Origin of the sequence: Saliphagus sp. GCM10025334 (assembly GCF_042663485.1) — an archaeon.
Taxonomy (GTDB): Archaea; Halobacteriota; Halobacteria; order Halobacteriales; family Natrialbaceae; genus Natronosalvus.
The window spans coordinates 55,304-74,200 of record NZ_JBHTAF010000003.1; the positions used below are offsets into that span (position 1 = coordinate 55,304).

Here is an 18,897-nt window from a genome sequence, read left to right on the forward strand (position 1 = left end):
GTTCTAGGTACTCTGACCGACGACGACGTTGGAGTCGCTCGTTCCCGAAATCGCGACCCAGCCGTCGCCCGCGTCGACCTCGGCGGGGCCGAAGGCGTAGGTGTCGCTCAACAGCAGTTCGTCGGGCGCCTCGACGAAGTACTCGACGGCCGTCTCGGTGTCGGCGGCCGCCGTCCCGAAGTAGACGTACTGGACGCCCTCGCCTTCTTCGACGCGCTCGACGTCGTCGGAGTACTCGGTCAGGACGTCCCACTCGGCGGGAACGACGTCCCGAAGTTCGGCGTCAGCGCTCGGGTTCGCCGTCAACTCGACGTGGTTGGTCTGGCCGCCCGTGAAGACGCTAGCGTCGTCGTCGCGGGTGCCGTCGACGAAGAAGCCGTCCTCGACGTCGACCGAGAGGTCGAAGTGAACCTGTACGTCGTCACCGTTGACGCAGCCCGGAACGTTGACCAGTTTCGCGACGACGAACACCGTCTGCTCGCCGGCGTCGCGACCGAACGAGACCGACGTCTCGGCCGATCCTTCGAGCCCCTGAGCCCGCCCGAGTACGTTCGGCTCGCCGTTGTCGGCCGGGTTCGCGGCGTCGTAGACGAACAGGTCGACGTGCGGGTCGCCCTTCGCCGCGCCCTTGTCGCCGCCCGAGAGGTGGCTGACCTCGACGCTCGCGGTGACCGTCCCTGGCCCCGCCTGCACGTATCCCGCCGCGGCGCGCTCGTCTTCGGGGACGTTCAGGCCGACGACCTCGCTCGAGGAGCCCGACAGTTCGCGAGTAACGGCGTCGATGGCCGGACCGGGGTTCACGCGGCCGTACCCCTCGAACGGGTCCCGTCCGCCGAAGTCGTAACTCGGCACTTTTGCACGGTGGTACGGCGCGGCAGTGAGCGCCGTCTCCGACGCCGTGGCCAGCAGCACCTGTTTGAGCCGCATGACGTCGTCGAACGTCGTGTCAGTCGGTTCGGGCAGCGCGATGCTCGAGGGCGCGTCCTCCTCCATCGCCTGCGCGACCAGGCCGGCGGTCCCGTTCGTGTACGGGGAGGCCATCGACGTGCCGGCCTTACCGGTGTAACCCCGGATCGGCGGCTGTTCGTCTTCTGGCTGGTCCGCGACGCCGGTGTCGGCGGCGTTCGCGAGGTCGGTGACGTACCCGCCCGGTGCGGTGACGTCGGGCTTCATGTACGTGTCGTAGTCCTCCTCGTCGATGCCGCCGATACCACCGCTCGAGTACGCCGAAATGCCGTCGAGCGGCCCGGTCGCGACCACGGAGATGGCCTCGTCGGCGACGGCCGGCGAACCGTTCCCGTTGACCGGCGTCGCGGCGTTGCCCGCCGCCGCGACCGTCAGCACGCCCGCGTCGGCGATCTCCTTGATTCGAGCCGGGATGCGGTCGAGCGTGCCCGCCGCTGCGCCCAGCGGCAGGCCGCCGACGTAGCCCCAGGACATGTTGACCGCGCGCATGTTGAACAGGTCGGCGAAGTCCTCGGCGTGCCGGCCCAGGTCCTCGGTCGGACCCGAGAGTCCCTGCAGACAGACGAGGCTCGCGTTCGGCGCGATACCGGAGTGGAAGCCGTCCGCCTCGCCGGTTCGGTCGGCGGCGGTCTCGTCGGGGTCGGTGAACGCACCGGCAGCGACGGAATCGACGTAGGCGGACGTCGCCAGTTCGCCCTCGGCCGTCCGGACGTAGACCGTGTAGGTGCCGGTCTCCTCGGCCGGGGTGACCGCGGTCACGTTGTCCTGGACGCCCTCGTCGGTGTCGAGCGTGGTCCGCTCGAGCGTGCGTCCGTCGGGCCCCTCGATCAGGACCTCGATCAGTTCGCCGAACGCGGAACCGAAGACCCCCGTGCCGGCGTCGGCCTCGACCTCGTAGGCGAGGTAGTTGCCGGTCACCGCCGAGAGTGCGGTGCGAGGTTCGTCGGTCTGTACCGTGTCCGGGTCGATAGCGCTCGCCCGTCCGCTCCCGCCCATGATGGACGCGCAGTGAGTCCCGTGGCCGTTCTCGTCGCGCGGCCGTTCGTAGAAGCCGTAGCGCGACCCGGCGTCGTACCAGCCCACCGTCTTGGGGGTGTCCGCCGTCGGCGTGCCGTCAGTGTCCTCGAAGACGACGCTCGAGTCGTAGGTCGTTCGCTCGCCCTCGTACGCGAAGTACGTGCCCGAAATCTCGTACTCCGAGAGCGTGTTGATGTACGCCTCGATGACGAAGCGATAGCGACGGTCTGGCGTGACCGCCGCTCGAATCGTCTCTGGCATGTCCGCCGAAGCGGCCCGCGCGGCGGTTTCCCACTGGCCGTCGACGTACTCGTCCAGGCGCAGTTCGAGGTCGTTGCTGTTCTCGACGAACGGCGACCACGAGAGCGATGCGTCCAGTTCCTCGACGTCGCCGGGCGTCGTGAACTCGTGGTACTTCTCCTCGCCGGAGGCGAACGTCCCCGGCCCCATCGTTCCCGAGAACGACTCGGTGTCGCCGGTCTCGACGCGCTCGAGGTCGTTCTCGTCCGGTTTCGTGAGTTTGACCTGGTCGTCGTCGACGAACGCCTGGACTCCGTTCCACGGCCCGAGATCCGGATGTCGCGAGTCCAATCCCGAGTCGGTCAGCGCGATCGTCCGATCGGTTCGACCGCGATATCCCCGATCCCAGGCCTGACGCGCCTCGAGCGCCCGCCAGTTCAGGTATCGTGGATCGACGTCGTCTGTCGCTCCAACGGTGTTCGTCGCTGCCCCACCGGCCAGCGCCGCCCCTACGGCGACCCCGGTCGCTTTGACGAATGTTCGACGTGAGAACCCGATTCCCCTCTGCTGATCTCCGTTACTCCCTGACATGGGATGTGAACGCGTATTCCAACGTCCTTGATAACATAAACGGTTGTGACAAACCCATCCAAATGAGGCTACATATTTGTGGAACGTATGGATCGAACGACGTTTTTTGTTGATGTTTTCAGGGTTCGTCGAACTATCGAGTCTCGCGAATCACGCTCGAACCCAGGGATCAGCTGTTCCAGCGTCGTCCAGGTCCGCCTCGAGCGTCGTTCAGTCTCAATCGCTAACTATATAATCTATAGCTAGGACCGAGACTCGCAACCCGGGAGCCACCACCGGTCGCTATCGATCGGCAGTATTTTGTCCGGCCCGCCACGAGTATGACCCAGAGAACCGTGTTGTCGGTCGAACTCCACGTCCACTCGTCGCTCTCGTACGACGGCCGCGACCCGGTCGAGTTCATTCTCGAGCAGGCCTCCGCCGTCGGCCTCGACGCCATCGCGATCACCGATCACGACGAAATCGCCGCGAGCCTCGAGGCCGTCGAACGGGCCCCTGACTACGGCCTCGTGGGCATTCCAGGCATGGAGATCTCGAGCAAGGCGGGCCACGTTCTCGGCTTCGGTCTCTCCGAGGCCGTTCCGCCGGGACTCTCCTACGAGTCAACCCTCGAGGCGATCCGCGACCAGGGCGGCATCGCCGTCGTCCCACACCCATTCCAGGAATCCCGGCACGGGGTGATGGCGCGGGTGTCGCGCACCGACCTCGCGCAGGCGGACGCGATCGAGGTGTACAACTCTCGATTGTTGACCGGGCGGGCGAACCGCCAGGCCGAACGCTTCGCACGCTCTCGAGACCTGCCGATGACCGCCGGGAGCGACGCCCACATCGGCGAGATGGTCGGCCAGGCGGTCACGCGCGTCGACACCGACGAGCGTTCGGCCGACGCGATCCTCGAGGCCATCGCCGACGGACGCACGACGATCGAGGGAAAGCGAACGCCCTGGCACATCAGCCTCCGGCAGGCCGCCGGCGGCGTCAAGCGCCGGATCAAGGGTGGCGTCTTTCAGCTGTTTCGATGACGGGTATGGATTCCGGTTGCGATTCCGATTCAGATTCTCGTGACGGTACCGAGGGACACCCCATTCGGGGCGCCTCGGCCACCCGCGTCCGCGACGCCCTCGAGACGCGCGACCCCTTCCCCGGAACCGCTGGGTTCGCCGGCTGGCTCGACGACGCGCTCGTGCGTGACGTCCTCGGTCGCGTTCCGCTGTTCGTCGAGGAACCCGTCCTCGAGGGCGACGTCTCGCTTGCCCCCGATCGAGTGGCGTTTTCGCCCGAATCCCTGGCGGCCCCGGTGCTCGTTCCCGCAGGCTCCCGCCTGGGACCGTCGGGGCTCGAACGGATCTGTTCACTTCCCGAAATCGACGTCTCGGAATCAGGGGTCGACGGAAGAGACGATGCTACCGCCATCGACGCCGTCGACGACGCCATCGCCACCGCTATCGACGCCGTCGACGCGCGAAACGTCGCCGTCGCCTTCTCTGGCGGGGTCGACTCGGCGCTCGTCGCCGAGTTGCTCGACGCGCCGCTGTACGTCGTCGGCTTCCCGGACAGTCACGACGTCGAAGCCGCCCGCACAGCCGCGGAGGCGATGGACCGGGACCTGACCGTCGTCTCCCTCGAGCCGAGCGACCTCGAGCGCGCGACGCCCAGGGTCGCCCGCGCTATCGGTCGAACGAACGCGATGGACGTTCAGATCGCCCTCCCGCTGTACCTCGTGGCCGAACGAATCGCCGCGGACGGCTTCGACGCGATAGCCGTCGGCCAGGGGGCTGACGAACTCTTCGGCGGCTACGAGAAGGTCGTCCACCTCGATCACCGGGTCGAGGCCGAGACGGTCCGCGGTGCGGTTCGAGAACAGATCGAGACGCTCCCGGCACAGCTACCGCGAGACGTCCTGGCAGTCGAAGCCGCCGGCGTTTCCCCCGTCGCGCCGCTGCTCCACGACGCCGTCGTCGAGGCGGCGCTCGCGCTTCCCCCGCACCTGCTCGCCGACGAGGACGAGCGAAAGCGGGCGCTCCGGGCGGTCGCCAGTCGATATCTCCCCGACTCCGTTGCCCGGCGAGAGAAGAAGGCCGTCCAGTACGGCAGCCTGGTGGCCCGCGAACTCGACCGTCTCGCCCGCCAGGCCGGGTACAAGCGACGGATGGACGATCACGTCACGCGGTACGTGTCGTCGCTTCTCTCGAGCGATAGCTGATCGATGAATGGCCGCGCGGAACGGGCGGTCGACGACCGGACGACCGGACGACTCGAGACGCCGGCTTAGGTCCAGTCGCCGAGACAGCGCGAGGAACAGAAGTGCAGGTCGACCGTCTCCGATGGCTCGCTCTCGAGGTGCGTTTTGAGCGTGTACGCGATCGAGTCGTTCGTGGCACAGTTATCGCATTCCATACGACGACTATCGAGGTTCCCTACCCTTACTATGGGGTCGTTAACGCCCCTCGAGCGGCGGAAATCCGTCGTTTCAGACGAGTCAAGGCGGGCCTGAACGCACTGGCCTGCGCGAAGTCGCCCGGCCCGATGGATCCAAACTCGCTCGCGAGCACGCCGAGAGACGACAGTCGCCCGACCCCCGGCGTATCGAAACCCTTACTCCCCGGTGCCCTCAGTGGTCGCATATGAGCGAGGACGCCGTCACCCCCGAGGCCGTCCGCCACGTCGCGGCGCTGGCCCGGGTCGACCTCGAGGACGACGAGGTCGACCAGTTCACCGAGCAGTTCGCCGACATCCTGGCCGCCTTCGAGACACTCGATTCGGTTCCGGACGTCGACACCGACGCCGACCTGACGAACGTCATGCGCGACGACGAGGTTCGGGACAGCCTCGAGACGGACGTGGCGCTCCGGAACGCGCCAGATAGCGAGGACGACTACTTCAAGGGTCCAAACGTCTCCTGATCAGCCATGAGCGAGGACATCTTCATCACCGAGACGACCATCGACGGGGCCGACGACGGGCCGCTGGCCGGCCAGACGGTCGCGGTCAAGGACAACATCTCCACGGCGGACGTGCGAACCACCTGCGGGTCGAGGATGCTCGAGGAGTACGTGCCGCCGTACGACGCGACGGTCGTCGACCGCATCACGGAAGCGGGCGCCACCATCGTGGGCAAGGCAAACATGGACGAGTTCGGGATGGGAACTACCACCGAAACCTCCCACTTCGGCCCGACGGACAACCCCGCTGCGCCGGGACACGTCCCCGGTGGCTCCTCCGGTGGCTCCGCCGCAGCCGTCGCGGCCGGCGAGGCCGACCTTGCGCTAGGTTCGGACACCGGCGGGTCGATCCGCTGCCCCGCCGCGTTCTGCGGCGTCGTCGGGATCAAACCGACCTACGGACTCGTCTCCCGGTACGGCCTCGTCGCCTACGCCAACAGCCTCGAGCAGATCGGCCCGCTGGCGGCCACCACGGAAGGGGCCGCAGCCCTCCTCGACGTCATCGCCGGCCCCGACGAGTACGACGGGACGACCCGCGAGGACCCCAACGCCGACCGCGGATCGTACGCCGAAGCGGCCGACGGCGACGTCGACGGCCTCACCATCGGTATCCCCACGGAACTGCTCGAGGGTGCCGACGAGGGCGTCGTCGAGACCTTCTGGGATGCCATCGGCACGCTCGAGGACCAGGGGGCGACCACCCACGAGGTCAGCCTCCCCTCCGTCGACCACGCCGTCGAGGCCTACTACGTGATCGCGATGTCCGAGGCGTCCTCGAACCTGGCGCGCTTCGACGGCGTCCGTTACGGCCACTCCGGTGGCTACGAGGGCAACTGGAACGAGTCGTTCTCGAAGGCGCGCGCGGAAGGGTTCGGCCCCGAGGTCAAACGCCGCATCCTCCTCGGTACCTACGCGCTCTCGGCGGGCTACCACGACAAGTACTACAAGAAGGCCCAGGACGCCCGCGCGTGGGTCAAACAAGACTTCGACGCGGCGCTCGAGGAGGCCGACGTGCTCGCCTCGCCGACGATGCCGACCACGCCGTTCGAACTCGGCGAGAGCCTCGACGACCCGCTCCAGATGTACCTGGCCGACGCGAACACGGTTCCGGTCAACCTGGCGGATCTGCCCGCGATTTCGGCACCCGCCGGCGAGACGGACGGGCTCCCGGTCGGCGTCCAGTTCGTCGGCCCCGCCTTCGGCGAGCGCCGCCTCGTGCGAGCGGCGAGCGCGCTCGAGTAGATTCGTTTACGTAAATTTATATACTTGATTTGCGAACTGTGAGACGAATTGACGACGAGAGGTTCCATGAAGATTAGACCCGATCTTGACGTCGAGTTTACCGAAATCGAGTTCGACGAGTTCTCTCGCGCCTGCGACCTCGTCGAGGAGTACTTCGGCGAGGCGATCGACGACGTCGCCCTCCACGCGCCAGTCTCGCGACGCCAACTGGTCGCCGTACTCGCGCGCGCCCAACTCTCGGGCCGACAGCTGGCGATCGACGGACTGACCAACGAAGGCGAGATGGTCTACCAGTCGAACGACGAGACGCTCCTCTGGCTCGACGGGGACTTCTGGCTCGACATGCGCGGACTCCACCACCTCAGTCCCGACGAAGGGCGGGCGGCGCGCGAGGTCCATCGCCGCCTGATCGAGGCGATCGACGGCGACGTTCCCTACTACAACCGCGAGCGAGACCCATTCGTGTTGATCGAACGGCGTCCCGACGGCGTCTGAAAGCGAGGCGATATCTGGGGCGAAAATCAGCGAACCGCCAAACGCGAACCGCGAGTCGTCACTCCTGATAGGCCAGGTTCATGATCCACTGCGAAAAGGCGTCGCTGTTGGGATCGACCTCCTCCTCGCCGATGAACGGCGAGAGCATGTCGCCGGCCATCAGCAGGGTGAAATCGAGGTCTCGAGCCGTCGGCGTGATGTAGTAGGTGTTGTGCCCGTTGTAGACGGTCTCCTCGCGGTCGACGAGTTCCTTCTCGACCAGCGACTCGACAATTCGGCTCCCCTTGCGCGAGGAGACCCCGAGTTCCTTCCAGAAGTCGCTCTGGTGGATTCCGCTTGTCTGGCGGACGAGTTCGAGACCCGCGAACTCGTCTTCCGACAGCTCCGCTTCGGCGGTCGAGACGCTCATCGCGACTCCCCTCCGACCGTACCAATCGGTCCTGGTTCCGGCGCGTTCATACTCCATCCACCGGTCGCAAGCCGCTTAAATGTGCCCTTCGCGGTCGGTCAGGTTCGAGGCCAGTGGCTCGAGTGGACGCTCCAGACGGTTCCCGACGTCGATCTCGATGTCCCGATACGGCGTTCGACACGGCGGGCCGTCGGCGAACGCGTACCCCCGTCGGTCCCCGAGGACGATCAGCGACGACGACCGCGTGCGGTACCCGTCGCCGTGGACGCAGACGCCGTACTCGTGATCGCCGAGGACGGTTCGGACCTGCTCGAGCCACTCGAGCGCCGGCGTGCGGGTCGAGTCTGCGTCCAAAGACCGGACACCGTCGGTCGAGGGCGTCTCGTCCGCGCCGGAGACCAGGTCGACCGCCGCGGCGGAGAGGTCTCGCTGCACGCGGCGGGCGTTCTCAGCCTGGGCCGTCGCGGCGTCCGCTCGCCCGTGTGGAATCTCGAACGTCTCGTCGAATCCGACGTTGACGACGACGTGCACGCCCGGCTCGAGCGTCGTCGTCCGCAGCCTGCCGTCCCACTCGAGGACGAAGGCGTCGTCGCGGTCGGCCACCACGAGACTGAAGCCTTCGAACTCCATGGCGTCGACGGCCTCCGCCACGAACGTTCGGGCCTCGAATGCGGACGGCCGCGCGAGCGCGTCGGCGACGAGGCGGCCGCGAGAGCGCTCGCCTGCGAGGTCGGCATCGGTCCACCGGTTCGTAATTCCCACGAACAGGTCGTGGTCGTTGAACCCGATCCAGGTGCCGCCGGCCTCGGCGTCACGTGGGGCGACGACGAGGGGGTCGGTCGCGTACAGATCCGGGGAGTCGCTCGGCCGCTCGAGGCCCTCGTCGCGGTTGGCGGCGACGACGACCGGCGCGTCCTCGAACACCTGCCAGGCGAGCGTCAGGGTACACACACTGAAAAGGACGGGCGCGACGCCCTTAGCCCTTTAGCAGACCGCACCGACTGCTCGGCATATCATCGGTCGCTCGAGACATCGACGCCCGTTCGGCACCTACCGACCGCTCGAGACGTCGACGCCCACCTCCACGAGACGCGCACGAACCTGCTCGCGGTCGACGGTTCCGGAGTGCGTTCGCGGGAGCGACGACGCGATCCCGATCGTCTTCGGACATTTGAACCCGGCCAGGCGGTCGCGGCAGTACGCCCTGAGCGCGTGCGGTTCGATCTCCTCCCCCCTCGAGGCGACGATCAGCGCGCCGACGCGCTCGCCCCACTCCTCGTCGGACAGGCCGACGACGGTGGCGGCTGACACCGCGGGATGGCCCTCGAGAACAGTCGCGACTGCCGTGGGATCGACGTTCTCGCCGCCGGTCACGATCTGGTCGCTCTGCCGATCGAGAATCCAGAGGCGACCGTCCTGGTCGCGCCGGCCGAGGTCGCCCGTATGGAGGCCGCGCTCGTCGAACGCGGCCCGCGTTCGCTCGGCCTCGAGGTAGCCCGGCGTCACGGTCGGGCCGGAGACGACGATTTCGCCCGTCTCGCCCGCCTCGACGGGGTCCCCATCGTCGTCTAGGATCGATACGTCCGTGCAGACGAGCGGTCGTCCGACGGTACCCTCGTGGGCGACTGCCTCCTCGGGCGTCGCCGTCGCAATCTGGGAGGCCGTCTCGGTCATGCCGTAGGTCGGGCACGCGGGGACGCCGCGTCGCCCACAGCGGTCGATCAGGTCCGGGCTCGCGGGAGCGCCGCCGAGCAGGACGAACCGGAGGCTCGCCGGCGGCCGCCAGTCGGCCTCGAGCAACCGCGAGAGCATCGTCGGGACGAGCGAGACGCCGGTCACGTCGTGCGATTCCATCGTCCGTGCGGTCGCGTCCGGGTCGAACTCGCGCTGGAGGACGACCGTCGTCCCGTACAGCGTCGACCGGAAGACCGGCGCCAGGCCCCCGACGTGGTACATGGGGAGACAGCAGAGCCAGCGGTCGTCGGGATCGACGCCGAGCCTGAACGCCGACGCCGCGGCGCTCGAGACGAGGTTCTCGGCGGTGAGGCGGACGCCTTTGGGTTCGCCGGTCGTGCCCGAGGTGAAGGCGACGAGGAGTTCATTCCTGCCGCTTCCCCTGCCGGAGTCGGCCAGTTCGGTGGTTCGATTCGCCTCGCCTTCTGTACTCGACTCCGGCTCGGGTGTCGGGTTTCGACCCGTGCTCGACTCGAGTGACCGGTCGCGTCCCGCGTTCGGCTCGAGTGAAACGAGCGATGCAAGAGACGCGAGCGGACTTGAGTCGCTTCCGCTCGGCGCGCCATCGACCGAGTAGATCGGGACCGATCCGTCGCCGATGTCACGTGCCAGGCCCTCGGTCTCGTCTTCACAGATGAGGGCGGAGGTGTTCGCTCGAGTCGCCTTCGACCGCAACTCCTCGGCCGTCTCGCGGACGTTCAGCAGGACGAGCGTGCGTCGCCCCCGCATCGCCGCGAAGAGCAACGTCACGAACGCAGGCCGGGTCGTCAGGACGACGCCGAGTCGATCACCCTCCTCGCCCGGCAGTCGCTCGAGGAGGGCGTTCACGGCTTGGTCGAGGTCTCCGTAACTGTATCGAGCGCCTTCGTCAGCGTCGATCAACGCCGTCCGCTCGGGCGTCGTCGCCGTTCGCCGCGCGAGGAGGTCCTCGGTCGCCCACTCGAGTCCCGTCGGTCCGGCCGTACGCATCACGTCGCCCCCCACACGTCGTCGATGCCGAGCCCCTTCGCCTGCGGGACGACGGCGGCCCCCTTCTCGAAGAGCACGGGGTCGCGACCGAGGTCCGTCTTCAGCAACTCGCCTGTCGCCAGGCCACAGGGCGGGACGTCGGGCACCGCGGCCGCGAGGTGAACCGCCGCCGTCCGCGCCACGACGCCGTCGATGGTCGTCGTCACCAGGCTCTCGAGGCCGAGTTCGCCGGTCCAGGTGACGACCTCCCGGGCGACGTCCAGCCCACCGAGGGCCATCGGTTTCAGGATCAGCACGTCGGCGGCACTCGCCTCGCAGATCGCGTCGACACCGTGCTCGAGCAGGCCTTCATCCAGGGCGATCTTCGGGCCGCGGCCCCGGAGATCGGCGTGCCCCTCGAGGGCCCCGGCCGGCAGCGGCTGTTCGACGATCGAGACGCCCGCGTCGTCGAGTCCGCGGATGGCTTCGACGGCCTCCTCGAACGTCCACGACCCGTTCGCGTCGACCCGAACCTCGACGTCGTCGCCGACAGCCTCCCGGACGCGCTCGACGCGCGTCACGTCCTCGTCGATTGAGCGCCGGCCCACCTTGAGCTTGCACGAACGAAATCCGCGGTCGACGGCGTCGCGTGCGGCTGCCGCGGTCGCGTCTGCATCGTCGTCGCCGACGGTCGAATTGACCGGGACCCTGGCGACTCGGGAGCCGTCGCCCAGGTACTGATAGAGCGGGCGCGCCCCGCGGGTCGCGTAACAGTCAGAAATCGCCAGCGAAACGCCGTGTCTGGCCGCCGCCGTGTCCTCGACCGCGTCCAGGACGGCGCCTGACCCGTCGTCGGCGGCGTCGACGGCTTCCTCGAGCGCGCGTTCGCAGTCCGCGAGGGATTCGGTCCAGCCCGGAAGCGGGGTCGCCTCGCCGATGCCGACGACCCCCTGGAACTCGGCGCGAATCAGGAATCCTTCGCGGGTCGTGATCGTCGCGTCGCCCGACTCGAAGGGCTGCTCGAGTTCGAGTTCGAAGGGGCGAAACCGGAGGTCGAGGCTCATCAGAGCCCCACCCCGGTTCCGACCGCGGGCCCGACCTCGAGGGCGATGCCAACCGCGAACAGGAGCGCGTGGCCTGCCAGGAGTTTCCCGGTCTGTTCGAGGGCCGGGTTCAGTGCCTCGCCGTCGGTTCTGGTCCAGACCGTGCGGGTGACCGCGAGTGCGTACGGGGCGGTGAGCAGCGGAATGAGAACGGAGGCCGGGAATCCCCAGCCGAGCCAGAACCAGAGCGGGACGACGTACGCGAGGGAAACGAGCGCCGCGTACTCGAGGCGACTGAACCGGTAGCCCAGTCGCACGGCCAGCGTACGCTTGCCCGTCTCGGCGTCGGTCTCGAGGTCGCGGACGTTGTTGACGACGAGAATCGCCGTCGAGAGGCCGGCGATGGGGAGGCTCGCCACGAGCGCCTCGGGTGGCATCGTTCCCGTCGGAATCGTCGTGATCAGGGGCTCGATGTGGGCGGCCGCCTGGACGTAGAAGGTGCCGACGACGGCGACGACGCCGAAGAAGACGAAGACGAAGAGGTCCCCGAGGCCGTGATAGCCGAGGGGGTAGGGGCCGCCGGTGTAGGCCCAGCCGCAGAAGACACTGACGAGGCCGATGACGAGGATTGGGACGCCGCCGACGTAGACGAGGTAGACGCCCGAGAGGATGGCCGCGGCGAAGGTGACGAGCGTCGCGAATTTGACCTGACCGGCGTCGATCAGCCCCGACTGGGTGACCCGGGTGAACCCCTCGCGGTCGTCCGTGTCGGCGCCCTTCACGGCGTCGTAGTAGTCGTTGGCGAAGTTCGTTCCGATCTGGATCAACGCAGCCCCGACGAAGGCCATCAGCGCGGGGAGTGCCGCGAACACGCCCTCGGAAACGGCGAGACCCGTTCCCACGAGCACTGGCGCGGCGGCCGCCGGCAGCGTCTGGGGACGAGCGGCCATCACCCAGGCCTTCGTTCGAGACACCTCTGCCGTACTCATTGTTCGAACGTGCCACTCGAGAGAGTGTTAACGTTGGCATTGCGGCCGCGGTGGCGCCTTTCGGTCGCTGTCAGCGCCGGACCGCCGCCGCCAGCCGCTCGCTCGCCGCTTTCGGATCGTCGGCAGCCGTAATCTCGCTGATCACTGCGACGCCGGCCGCACCGGCCTCGAGCACGGCACCCGCGTTCGAGGCGGTGATCCCGCCGATGCCGATTACGGGGATCGAGACGGCGTCGACGACGCCGGCGATTCGCGCCGGCCCGACGCCCGATTCGTCGGGATCGACGTCCTTCGAGGACGTGGCGTAGACAGCGCCGACGCCCAGGTAGTCCGCGCCGTCGGCTTCCGCCTGCTTCGCGTCGGCGATCGTCGAGGCCGAACAACCGACGACCGCGTCGGGCCCCAGGAGGTCTCGAGCGACCGCCACAGGGAGGTCGGACTGGCCGACGTGAACGCCGTCGGCCTCGATCGCCAGCGCGAGGTCAATTCGATCGTTGACGATCAGGGGAACGCCCGCGGCCGCGGTCCGCTCGCGGAGTTCGAGCCCGAGTTCGTACCGACGGCGGGCACTCACACTCTTCTCCCTGAGCTGAATCACGTCCACGCCGCCCTCGAGTGCCGCGCCGACCACCTCGAGGGTCGATCTCCCGGCCGAGACGGACTCCTGGGTGACGAGGTAGGTGCGCCACCCGCCCGGATCCGTTGCGCTCGAGTCGATCATCGTCGCTCTCGGGCTAGTAGTGCCACGGGTACTCCGAGAAATCGGGCTCTCGTCCCTCGTTGAAGGCGTCCCGGCCCTCCTTTGCCTCGTCGGTCATGTAGCCCAGCCTCGTCGCTTCGCCGGCGAACACCTGCTGGCCCACGAAGCCGTCGTCGGCCATGTTGAACGCGTACTTGAGCATCCGCATCGCGTTCGGGCTCTTGGCGTTGATCTCTGCGGCCCACTCGAGGGCGGTCTCCTCGAGGTCCTCGTGGGGAACGGCCTCGTTGACCATCCCCATCTCCGCGGCCTCCTCGGCGGAGTAGGTCTTCCCGAGGAAGAACACCTCGCGGGCCTTCTTCTGGCCGATCTGGCGGGCGAGGTACGCCGAGCCGAAACCGGCGTCGTAGCTCCCCACGTCGGGATCAGTCTGGAGGAACTTGGCGTGCTCCTCGCTCGCGAGCGTGAGGTCACAGACCACGTGCAGCGAGTGGCCGCCGCCGACGGCCCAGCCCGGAACGACGCAGACGACGATCTTCGGGATGTGGCGGATCAGGCGCTGGACCTCGAGGATGTGTAGTCGGCCCTGTTCGGACGCGCGCGCTTCGCCGCCCTCGTACTCGTAGCCAGCTTCGCCGCGAATCGACTGGTCGCCGCCCGAACAGAAGGCCCAGCCGCCGTCTTTGGGCGAGGGGCCGTTCCCGGTCAGCAGGACGCACCCGACGTCGGTCTGGCGCTTGGCGTGGTCCAGGGCGTCGTACAGTTCGTCGACGGTCCCCGGCCGGAAGGCGTTGCGCACTTCGGGGCGGTCGAACGCGATGCGGACGGTCCCCGACTCGAGCGAGCGGTGGTACGTGATATCGCGGAAGTCGAACCCCTCGACCGGCTCCCACCGGTCGGGGTCGAACGTCTCCGAAACCATGGTTCGACGTGGGTTCGAGGTCGTGAAATAGGTTCTCGTCTCCCGCTGCTCTCGTTACCGTGTGCGGATTCGCTCCTCGACGGACCGTCGCGCTCGATCAATCGACCTCGAGGTCGAGATCCTCCATGAAGACGAGTTCGCCGGACCGCTCGAGCCACTCGACGCCCAGCTTGACCGTCGGCGGGACGAGCGCCGTGGTGAAAATCGCCGTGAAGACCAGAATGGAGAAGAGTTCCTGGCCGATGATGCCCGCCGAGAGCGCGATCGAGACGATAACGATCTCGACGGTGCCGCGGCCGTTCATCCCGAACCCGATAACGAGTCCCTCCTTCGAGGTGAGTTTCGTCGGGAGCGTAAACAGCCAGCTCCCGAGAATTTTACTGAGAAATGCGGTCGCAACGATGAGCGCGAGGAGTCCCAGGCTGTCGGTGAACACGTCGAGCGTGAGCTCGAACGCGATGGTGACGAAGAATATCGGCGCGAACAGACCCATTGCCAGATCGTACATCACGTCGTACATGTGCTCGTAGATATCCGGCTCGAGCTGGGCCTGACGGAGGAACAGCCCGGCGATGAATCCGCCGATGATCATGTGCAAATCGACCAGCGCCGCGAAGAACGCGAAGATGAGGGCGACGATGAGCGCGACGGTGAACGCGGACGTCTTATCGACGAATCGGTGACGTTCCATCCAGTCTTCCATCCTGACCCAGACGTACGGCAGGAACCGGTTGCCGAAAACGAGCGCCGCCGCGAAGTACAGCAGGGCCTCACCGACGACCAGCCCCAGCCCCAGCGGGGTGACGGTGCCCGTTTCGACGAAGCTCATGACACCGGTGAACACGACCATCACCCCAACGTCGGACAGCAGGGCTCCGCCGAGGAGTACTCCCGCGATCCGCGTGTCGAGGATGTCGAGATCGACGAGAATCCTGGACTTCGTGGCCAGCGAGGTTGCAGCCATCGCGATGCCGATGAAGAGCGCCTGTTCGATCGACACGCCGATGAAGACGCCGACCAGGTAGCCGAGTCCGAACGGGGCGATGAAGCCGCCGAACGCCACCATCAGCGCCTGGGGTCCGAGTTCGAACAGGTCGTTGATGTCGACCTCCATGCCGACGTAGATCATCAGCAAGAAGACGCCGAACTCGGCGAAGACGTCGAGCGTCTCGCTCGGGTGCAAGAGCCCCAGCAGCGCGGGCCCGAAGAGGATTCCTGCGAGGATCTCGCCCATCAGGGCGGGATACCCGATCCGTTCAACGAGGAGGCCGAATATCCACGCGAGCGTGAGCACCAGCAACAGATTGAGGAGATCAATACCGGCGGCTTCGACCATCGATGGGTCCGAGTACTCCAGCCAGCGGTAAGAGGATTGTTAACGAGGCATATACTCGAGTCTCATACCGGCAACGGCCTCTCACTCGAGGTCGCGAACCGCCTCCAGGACGCGCTCCTCGAGCACTTCCCGCCGACGATGGCTCGCCTCGGCGTCGAACGACACCGAGAGCAGTTGCGTGCCGGGCGCCGCGAGCGACTCGCGGTAGGCGTCCTCGAATGTATCTGGCGCGACGTGGCGAACGTCGAACCCGTACAGCTCTCCGAGAAGGTCGAACTCGAGGCCGTGAGGCGTCCGGAACTGTTCCGTGAAGGGTGGATCGAACGACTCGATGGGAAGTTTGTGGAAGATGCCGCCGCCGTCGTTATCGAGCAGGACGATCGTCGCGTCGACGCCGCAGCGCTCGAGCGCGAGCAGGCCGTTCGAGTCGTGGTAGAGCGCGAGGTCGCCGGTGACGAGTACCAGCGGATCGTCGGTCGCGCTGCCGGCGCCCAGTGCCGTGCTCACGATGCCGTCGATCCCGCTTGCCCCCCGGTTCGCGAGGACGGTGAGATCCGCGTCTCGAGGCTCGCCGAAGCGGTCGGCGTCCCGGATCGGCATACTGTTCGAGACGAAGACGGTCGAGGGGTCGGACGCGTTCTCGAGCACCGCTGCGAGGATCGCCCCCTCGAAGGGAGCGGACTCGAGGCTCGACCGGGACCGGGCCGTGCTGCACAGTTCCCAGTGTCGATCCTCGGCGGCCGTGAGCGTCTCGAGCCAGTCGGTATCGACTCTCGCACGCGCCGTCTCGGCCTCGAGTTCGTTCGAAACGGCCTCGAAGAGGGACGTCGGTTCGGAGACGACGAGATCCGTCGCGGTGAACGTCGCCTCGCGCCACTCACCCGCGGGGTCGACCAGGAACTGCCGGCAGTCGGCGTCCCGCAGCGCGTGTCGGAGGGGCTTCGACGTGGGAGAGGTGCCGAACCGGAGGACAACGTCGGGGTCCCCAACGGCGTCGACGTACGTGTCGTAGCCGCCGTAGACGACCCGCTCTTCCTCAGCCGTCCGCTCGAGGTGCGACCCGAACCGCAGCGTCGACAGCGGGTCCGCGAAGATCGGCGCGCCGACGGCTGTCGCCACCTCGACGACGGCGCTCGTTGCGGGTTCCCCGACCGGCGGATCCGCCGGTCCCGCAACGATCAGCGGCCGGGCGGCGTCCTCGAGCGCTCGAGCGATGCGTTCGGGTGTTCGCGAGTCCTCCGGTGACGTCGTCTCCCCCGCTGACACCCGAACGAACGGGCCGTCGCGTCCCCGTCCGGCCAGCGTGTCTTCGAGTGCCGCTGGCACCGCGTCCGGAACTGGCGTCGGCTCGAGGGGCTTGCGGAACGGGCAGTTCAGGTGAACCGGGCCGGCCGGCGTCGGCGCTCCAGTAGTTTGGGCGAGTGCTCGAGCAGCCGTCGTCCGCAGGCTTCGAAGCGCCCGCTCGTTGGATTCGGGAACCGGGAGTTCTGCGTACCAGCGAACGGCGTCGCCGTAGAGTTTCACCTGATCGACCGTCTGGTTCGCCCCGCTGTCGCGCAGCTCGGGCGGCCGATCGGCGGTCAGGACGAGCAACGGCACGCGGGCCTGGCTCGCTTCGATCACCGCCGGGTGGAAGTTCGCCACCGCCGTCCCCGAGGTGCAGACGAGCGCCGTGGGCTCGCCGGTTCGTCGCGCTCGTCCGAGGGCGAAAAAGGCCGCCGAGCGCTCGTCGAGGTGGGAATACGTCTCGACGTCGGGATGTTCGGTGAACGCCACCGTCAGCGGCGTCGACCGACTGCCGGGGGCGAGACAGACGGCCTCGAGCCCCCCGGCGGCCAGTTCGTCGATGAGCGTGCGACCCCAGAGCGTCGCTCGGTTCGGTGCCGTCATGAGATCACTCGCGGAGTTCGTCCAGGATCGGCCGGTACTTGAGCACGACCTCGTCCCACTCGTCGTCGGGGTCGCTGTCGGCGACGATGCCGTTGCCCGCGAACAGCGTCACTGCGTCCTCGCGGGCGACTCCCGAGCGGATGCCAACGGCGAACTCGCCGTCGCCGGCAGCGTCGAACCAGCCGATCGGTGCCGCGTACCACCCCCGGTCGAACGTCTCGACGTCGCGGATCGTCTCCCAGGCGGTTTCGGGAGGAATGCCGCCAACCGCGGGCGTCGGGTGGAGTGCCTCCACGACGTCGAGCACGTGGTGGTCGGCCTCGAGCGTCGCCTCGATTGGCGTCCAGCAGTGTTGAATCGTGGCCAGCCGCTTGATCCGTCGCTTCTCGACCTGAATGTCGGCCGCGAGCGCCTCGAGCTGGCTGCGAATCGTCTCGACGACGATGCCGTGTTCCCGTCGGATCTTCTCGCTGTCGAGGAGTCGGTCGGCCAGCTCCTCGTCGGCCTCCCGAGAGTCGCCCCGGGGGGCTGACCCCGCGAGCGCCTCCGTCCGGACGTCGGCGCCGGACTTCCCGACCAGGCGCTCCGGCGGGGCCCCGAAGAACGTGCCGCTCTCGCCGTCCCGGAAGAGAAACCGGTAGCAGTTCGGGTACCGTCGGCGCAGTCGCTCGAGACAGGCCGGCACGTCGAGGGGGCCCTCGAGGTCGACCTCGAGGGCCTGGGCGAGGACGACCTTCTCGAGGACGCCGTCCGCGATGCGCTCGAGGGCCGTTTCGACGCCCTCGGTCCACTGCTCTCGCGTCGTCGTTCGCCGGGTGTCGTCGATTCCGGGGCCCGTCCCGCTCGAGCGCATCGCGGGCCCGTCCGAAAGCCGGTCGTACCAGGACTCGAGTGCCGTCGCCGCGTCGTCGTCGCTCGTGTCGACCGCGGTGAGCCACGTTCCCTCGTCGGTTCGCGCGAGAATCACCGACGGAACGACGAACGTCGCCGCGGCGAACCCCGTCCAGGGGTCGCGCGGTTCGTGCCCGTCGTGGAAGGCGAATCCGCCGAACGCTCGCGGGCGGGCGACGGCGGGGCCGTCGTGGTCGATGCCGTCGAACGCCGCCGTCGCCTGCGCCCGGATCTCGTCGAACCGATCCGGTCCGCTCGCGGTCAACCGGGTTGTCTCGCCCCAGCCGACCAGTTCGAGGCCGTCAGCCGTCGCCCACTGCAATCGCGTTGCCTGGGCGTGTTCCAGAACCGTGCCGAATGAGACGTCGCCGATTGGACGACTTCGGCTCACCAGTCGGCCATCGGCAACGACCGCCGTCGCCCGTCCGCTCGCGTCGACTCGTCCCTGTCCCGACGGTCGATCCATTGGCGCATTTCGGTGTGGGGGCGCCTTCAGCGTTTCGAGGTCGCTCTCTCGAGATCCGATTTCGAACTCGTTTAAC

17 protein-coding genes are annotated in these 18,897 nt (G+C 67.7%); 5 read left to right on the plus strand and 12 right to left on the minus strand.

Annotated features, from left to right (window positions below; all coding sequences use genetic code 11):
* Positions 1–3: 3 nt before the first annotated feature.
* The gene (locus ACFQO4_RS12455; RefSeq protein WP_500261232.1) at positions 4–2,814 is read right to left on the minus strand and encodes a S8 family peptidase; all 2,811 of its coding nucleotides are present in this window, start codon (positions 2,812–2,814) and stop codon (positions 4–6) included.
* A gap of 335 nt (positions 2,815–3,149) precedes the next feature.
* On the opposite strand from ACFQO4_RS12455, the gene ACFQO4_RS12460 reads away from it, so the two are divergent.
* Together ACFQO4_RS12460 and ACFQO4_RS12465 are read left to right on the plus strand one after the other, a co-directional pair.
* Positions 3,150–3,836 carry a CehA/McbA family metallohydrolase gene (locus ACFQO4_RS12460; protein WP_500261834.1) on the plus strand — a complete coding sequence of 229 codons (687 nt, stop codon included), beginning with the start codon at positions 3,150–3,152 and terminating at the stop codon, positions 3,834–3,836.
* Between the two features lie 5 nt (positions 3,837–3,841).
* The gene (locus tag ACFQO4_RS12465; RefSeq protein WP_500261233.1) at positions 3,842–5,017 is read left to right on the plus strand and encodes an asparagine synthase C-terminal domain-containing protein; all 1,176 of its coding nucleotides are present in this window, start codon (positions 3,842–3,844) and stop codon (positions 5,015–5,017) included.
* Positions 5,018–5,082: 65 nt separating this feature from the next.
* Here the strand turns inward: ACFQO4_RS12465 and ACFQO4_RS12470 are convergent, their stop codons facing one another.
* Positions 5,083–5,211: a hypothetical protein gene (locus tag ACFQO4_RS12470; RefSeq protein ID WP_312908868.1), complete on the minus strand. Its 129-nt coding sequence runs from the start codon at positions 5,209–5,211 to the stop codon at positions 5,083–5,085.
* Between the two features lie 227 nt (positions 5,212–5,438).
* Between ACFQO4_RS12470 and gatC the strand changes: the two genes are divergently transcribed.
* The 3 genes from gatC to ACFQO4_RS12485 all read left to right on the plus strand — a co-directional run bounded on the left by gatC (position 5,439) and on the right by ACFQO4_RS12485 (position 7,493).
* Entirely contained in the window at positions 5,439–5,717 is a 279-nt protein-coding gene (gene gatC, locus ACFQO4_RS12475; protein WP_500261234.1) for an Asp-tRNA(Asn)/Glu-tRNA(Gln) amidotransferase subunit GatC, read from the plus strand.
* Positions 5,718–5,723: 6 nt separating this feature from the next.
* The gene (gene gatA / locus ACFQO4_RS12480; RefSeq protein ID WP_500261235.1) at positions 5,724–6,998 is read left to right on the plus strand and encodes an Asp-tRNA(Asn)/Glu-tRNA(Gln) amidotransferase subunit GatA; all 1,275 of its coding nucleotides are present in this window, start codon (positions 5,724–5,726) and stop codon (positions 6,996–6,998) included.
* Between the two features lie 66 nt (positions 6,999–7,064).
* Positions 7,065–7,493 carry a DUF8048 family protein gene (locus ACFQO4_RS12485; protein WP_500261236.1) on the plus strand — a complete coding sequence of 143 codons (429 nt, stop codon included), beginning with the start codon at positions 7,065–7,067 and terminating at the stop codon, positions 7,491–7,493.
* A 58-nt stretch (positions 7,494–7,551) separates the two neighbouring features.
* On the opposite strand, the gene ACFQO4_RS12490 is transcribed toward ACFQO4_RS12485, so the two are convergent.
* The 10 genes from ACFQO4_RS12490 to ACFQO4_RS12535 all read right to left on the minus strand — a co-directional run bounded on the left by ACFQO4_RS12490 (position 7,552) and on the right by ACFQO4_RS12535 (position 18,821).
* On the minus strand, positions 7,552–7,902 hold the full coding sequence (locus ACFQO4_RS12490) for a helix-turn-helix transcriptional regulator (RefSeq protein WP_312908876.1): 351 nt from the start codon (positions 7,900–7,902) through the stop codon (positions 7,552–7,554).
* 75 nt (positions 7,903–7,977) lie between these two features.
* The gene (locus ACFQO4_RS12495; RefSeq protein WP_500261237.1) at positions 7,978–8,853 is read right to left on the minus strand and encodes an NRDE family protein; all 876 of its coding nucleotides are present in this window, start codon (positions 8,851–8,853) and stop codon (positions 7,978–7,980) included.
* Between the two features lie 99 nt (positions 8,854–8,952).
* Positions 8,953–10,605: a class I adenylate-forming enzyme family protein gene (locus ACFQO4_RS12500; RefSeq protein ID WP_500261238.1), complete on the minus strand. Its 1,653-nt coding sequence runs from the start codon at positions 10,603–10,605 to the stop codon at positions 8,953–8,955.
* Positions 10,605–11,648, minus strand: a complete 1,044-nt coding sequence (locus tag ACFQO4_RS12505) for a mandelate racemase/muconate lactonizing enzyme family protein (RefSeq protein ID WP_500261239.1) — start codon at positions 11,646–11,648, stop codon at positions 10,605–10,607. The genes ACFQO4_RS12500 and ACFQO4_RS12505 overlap by 1 nt, the downstream gene beginning before the upstream one ends.
* On the minus strand, positions 11,648–12,616 hold the full coding sequence (locus ACFQO4_RS12510) for a 1,4-dihydroxy-2-naphthoate polyprenyltransferase (RefSeq protein ID WP_500261240.1): 969 nt from the start codon (positions 12,614–12,616) through the stop codon (positions 11,648–11,650). The genes ACFQO4_RS12505 and ACFQO4_RS12510 overlap by 1 nt, the downstream gene beginning before the upstream one ends.
* A 70-nt stretch (positions 12,617–12,686) precedes the next feature.
* Positions 12,687–13,337, minus strand: a complete 651-nt coding sequence (gene thiE, locus ACFQO4_RS12515) for a thiamine phosphate synthase (RefSeq protein ID WP_500261241.1) — start codon at positions 13,335–13,337, stop codon at positions 12,687–12,689.
* Positions 13,338–13,350: 13 nt separating this feature from the next.
* Positions 13,351–14,238 (minus strand): 1,4-dihydroxy-2-naphthoyl-CoA synthase, encoded by an 888-nt coding sequence (locus ACFQO4_RS12520; RefSeq protein WP_500261242.1) that lies wholly within the window; start codon positions 14,236–14,238, stop codon positions 13,351–13,353.
* Between the two features lie 97 nt (positions 14,239–14,335).
* Positions 14,336–15,574, minus strand: coding sequence for a cation:proton antiporter (locus tag ACFQO4_RS12525; protein WP_500261243.1), 1,239 nt, complete (start codon positions 15,572–15,574; stop codon positions 14,336–14,338).
* An 81-nt stretch (positions 15,575–15,655) separates the two neighbouring features.
* Positions 15,656–17,464, minus strand: a complete 1,809-nt coding sequence (menD, locus tag ACFQO4_RS12530) for a 2-succinyl-5-enolpyruvyl-6-hydroxy-3-cyclohexene-1-carboxylic-acid synthase (RefSeq protein WP_500261244.1) — start codon at positions 17,462–17,464, stop codon at positions 15,656–15,658.
* A 4-nt stretch (positions 17,465–17,468) separates the two neighbouring features.
* Complete coding sequence (locus tag ACFQO4_RS12535; RefSeq protein ID WP_500261245.1) at positions 17,469–18,821, minus strand: isochorismate synthase; 1,353 nt, start codon at positions 18,819–18,821, stop codon at positions 17,469–17,471.
* Between the last annotated feature and the right edge of the window lie 76 nt (positions 18,822–18,897).

Excerpts from the sequence above, each read along its gene's own strand:
- ACFQO4_RS12455 (WP_500261232.1), bottom strand. The coding sequence starts at position 2,814 with ATGTCAGGGAGTAACGGAGATCAGCAGAGGGGAATCGGGTTCTCACGT.
- ACFQO4_RS12465 (WP_500261233.1), top strand. The coding sequence starts at position 3,842 with ATGGATTCCGGTTGCGATTCCGATTCAGATTCTCGTGACGGTACCGAG.
- ACFQO4_RS12470 (WP_312908868.1), bottom strand. The coding sequence starts at position 5,211 with ATGGAATGCGATAACTGTGCCACGAACGACTCGATCGCGTACACGCTC.
- gatC (WP_500261234.1), top strand. The coding sequence starts at position 5,439 with ATGAGCGAGGACGCCGTCACCCCCGAGGCCGTCCGCCACGTCGCGGCG.
- gatA (WP_500261235.1), top strand. The coding sequence starts at position 5,724 with ATGAGCGAGGACATCTTCATCACCGAGACGACCATCGACGGGGCCGAC.
- ACFQO4_RS12485 (WP_500261236.1), top strand. The coding sequence starts at position 7,065 with ATGAAGATTAGACCCGATCTTGACGTCGAGTTTACCGAAATCGAGTTC.
- ACFQO4_RS12490 (WP_312908876.1), bottom strand. The coding sequence starts at position 7,902 with ATGAGCGTCTCGACCGCCGAAGCGGAGCTGTCGGAAGACGAGTTCGCG.
- ACFQO4_RS12500 (WP_500261238.1), bottom strand. The coding sequence starts at position 10,605 with ATGCGTACGGCCGGACCGACGGGACTCGAGTGGGCGACCGAGGACCTC.
- ACFQO4_RS12505 (WP_500261239.1), bottom strand. The coding sequence starts at position 11,648 with ATGAGCCTCGACCTCCGGTTTCGCCCCTTCGAACTCGAACTCGAGCAG.
- ACFQO4_RS12510 (WP_500261240.1), bottom strand. The coding sequence starts at position 12,616 with ATGAGTACGGCAGAGGTGTCTCGAACGAAGGCCTGGGTGATGGCCGCT.
- thiE (WP_500261241.1), bottom strand. The coding sequence starts at position 13,337 with ATGATCGACTCGAGCGCAACGGATCCGGGCGGGTGGCGCACCTACCTC.
- ACFQO4_RS12520 (WP_500261242.1), bottom strand. The coding sequence starts at position 14,238 with ATGGTTTCGGAGACGTTCGACCCCGACCGGTGGGAGCCGGTCGAGGGG.
- ACFQO4_RS12525 (WP_500261243.1), bottom strand. The coding sequence starts at position 15,574 with ATGGTCGAAGCCGCCGGTATTGATCTCCTCAATCTGTTGCTGGTGCTC.
- menD (WP_500261244.1), bottom strand. The coding sequence starts at position 17,464 with ATGACGGCACCGAACCGAGCGACGCTCTGGGGTCGCACGCTCATCGAC.
- ACFQO4_RS12535 (WP_500261245.1), bottom strand. The coding sequence starts at position 18,821 with ATGGATCGACCGTCGGGACAGGGACGAGTCGACGCGAGCGGACGGGCG.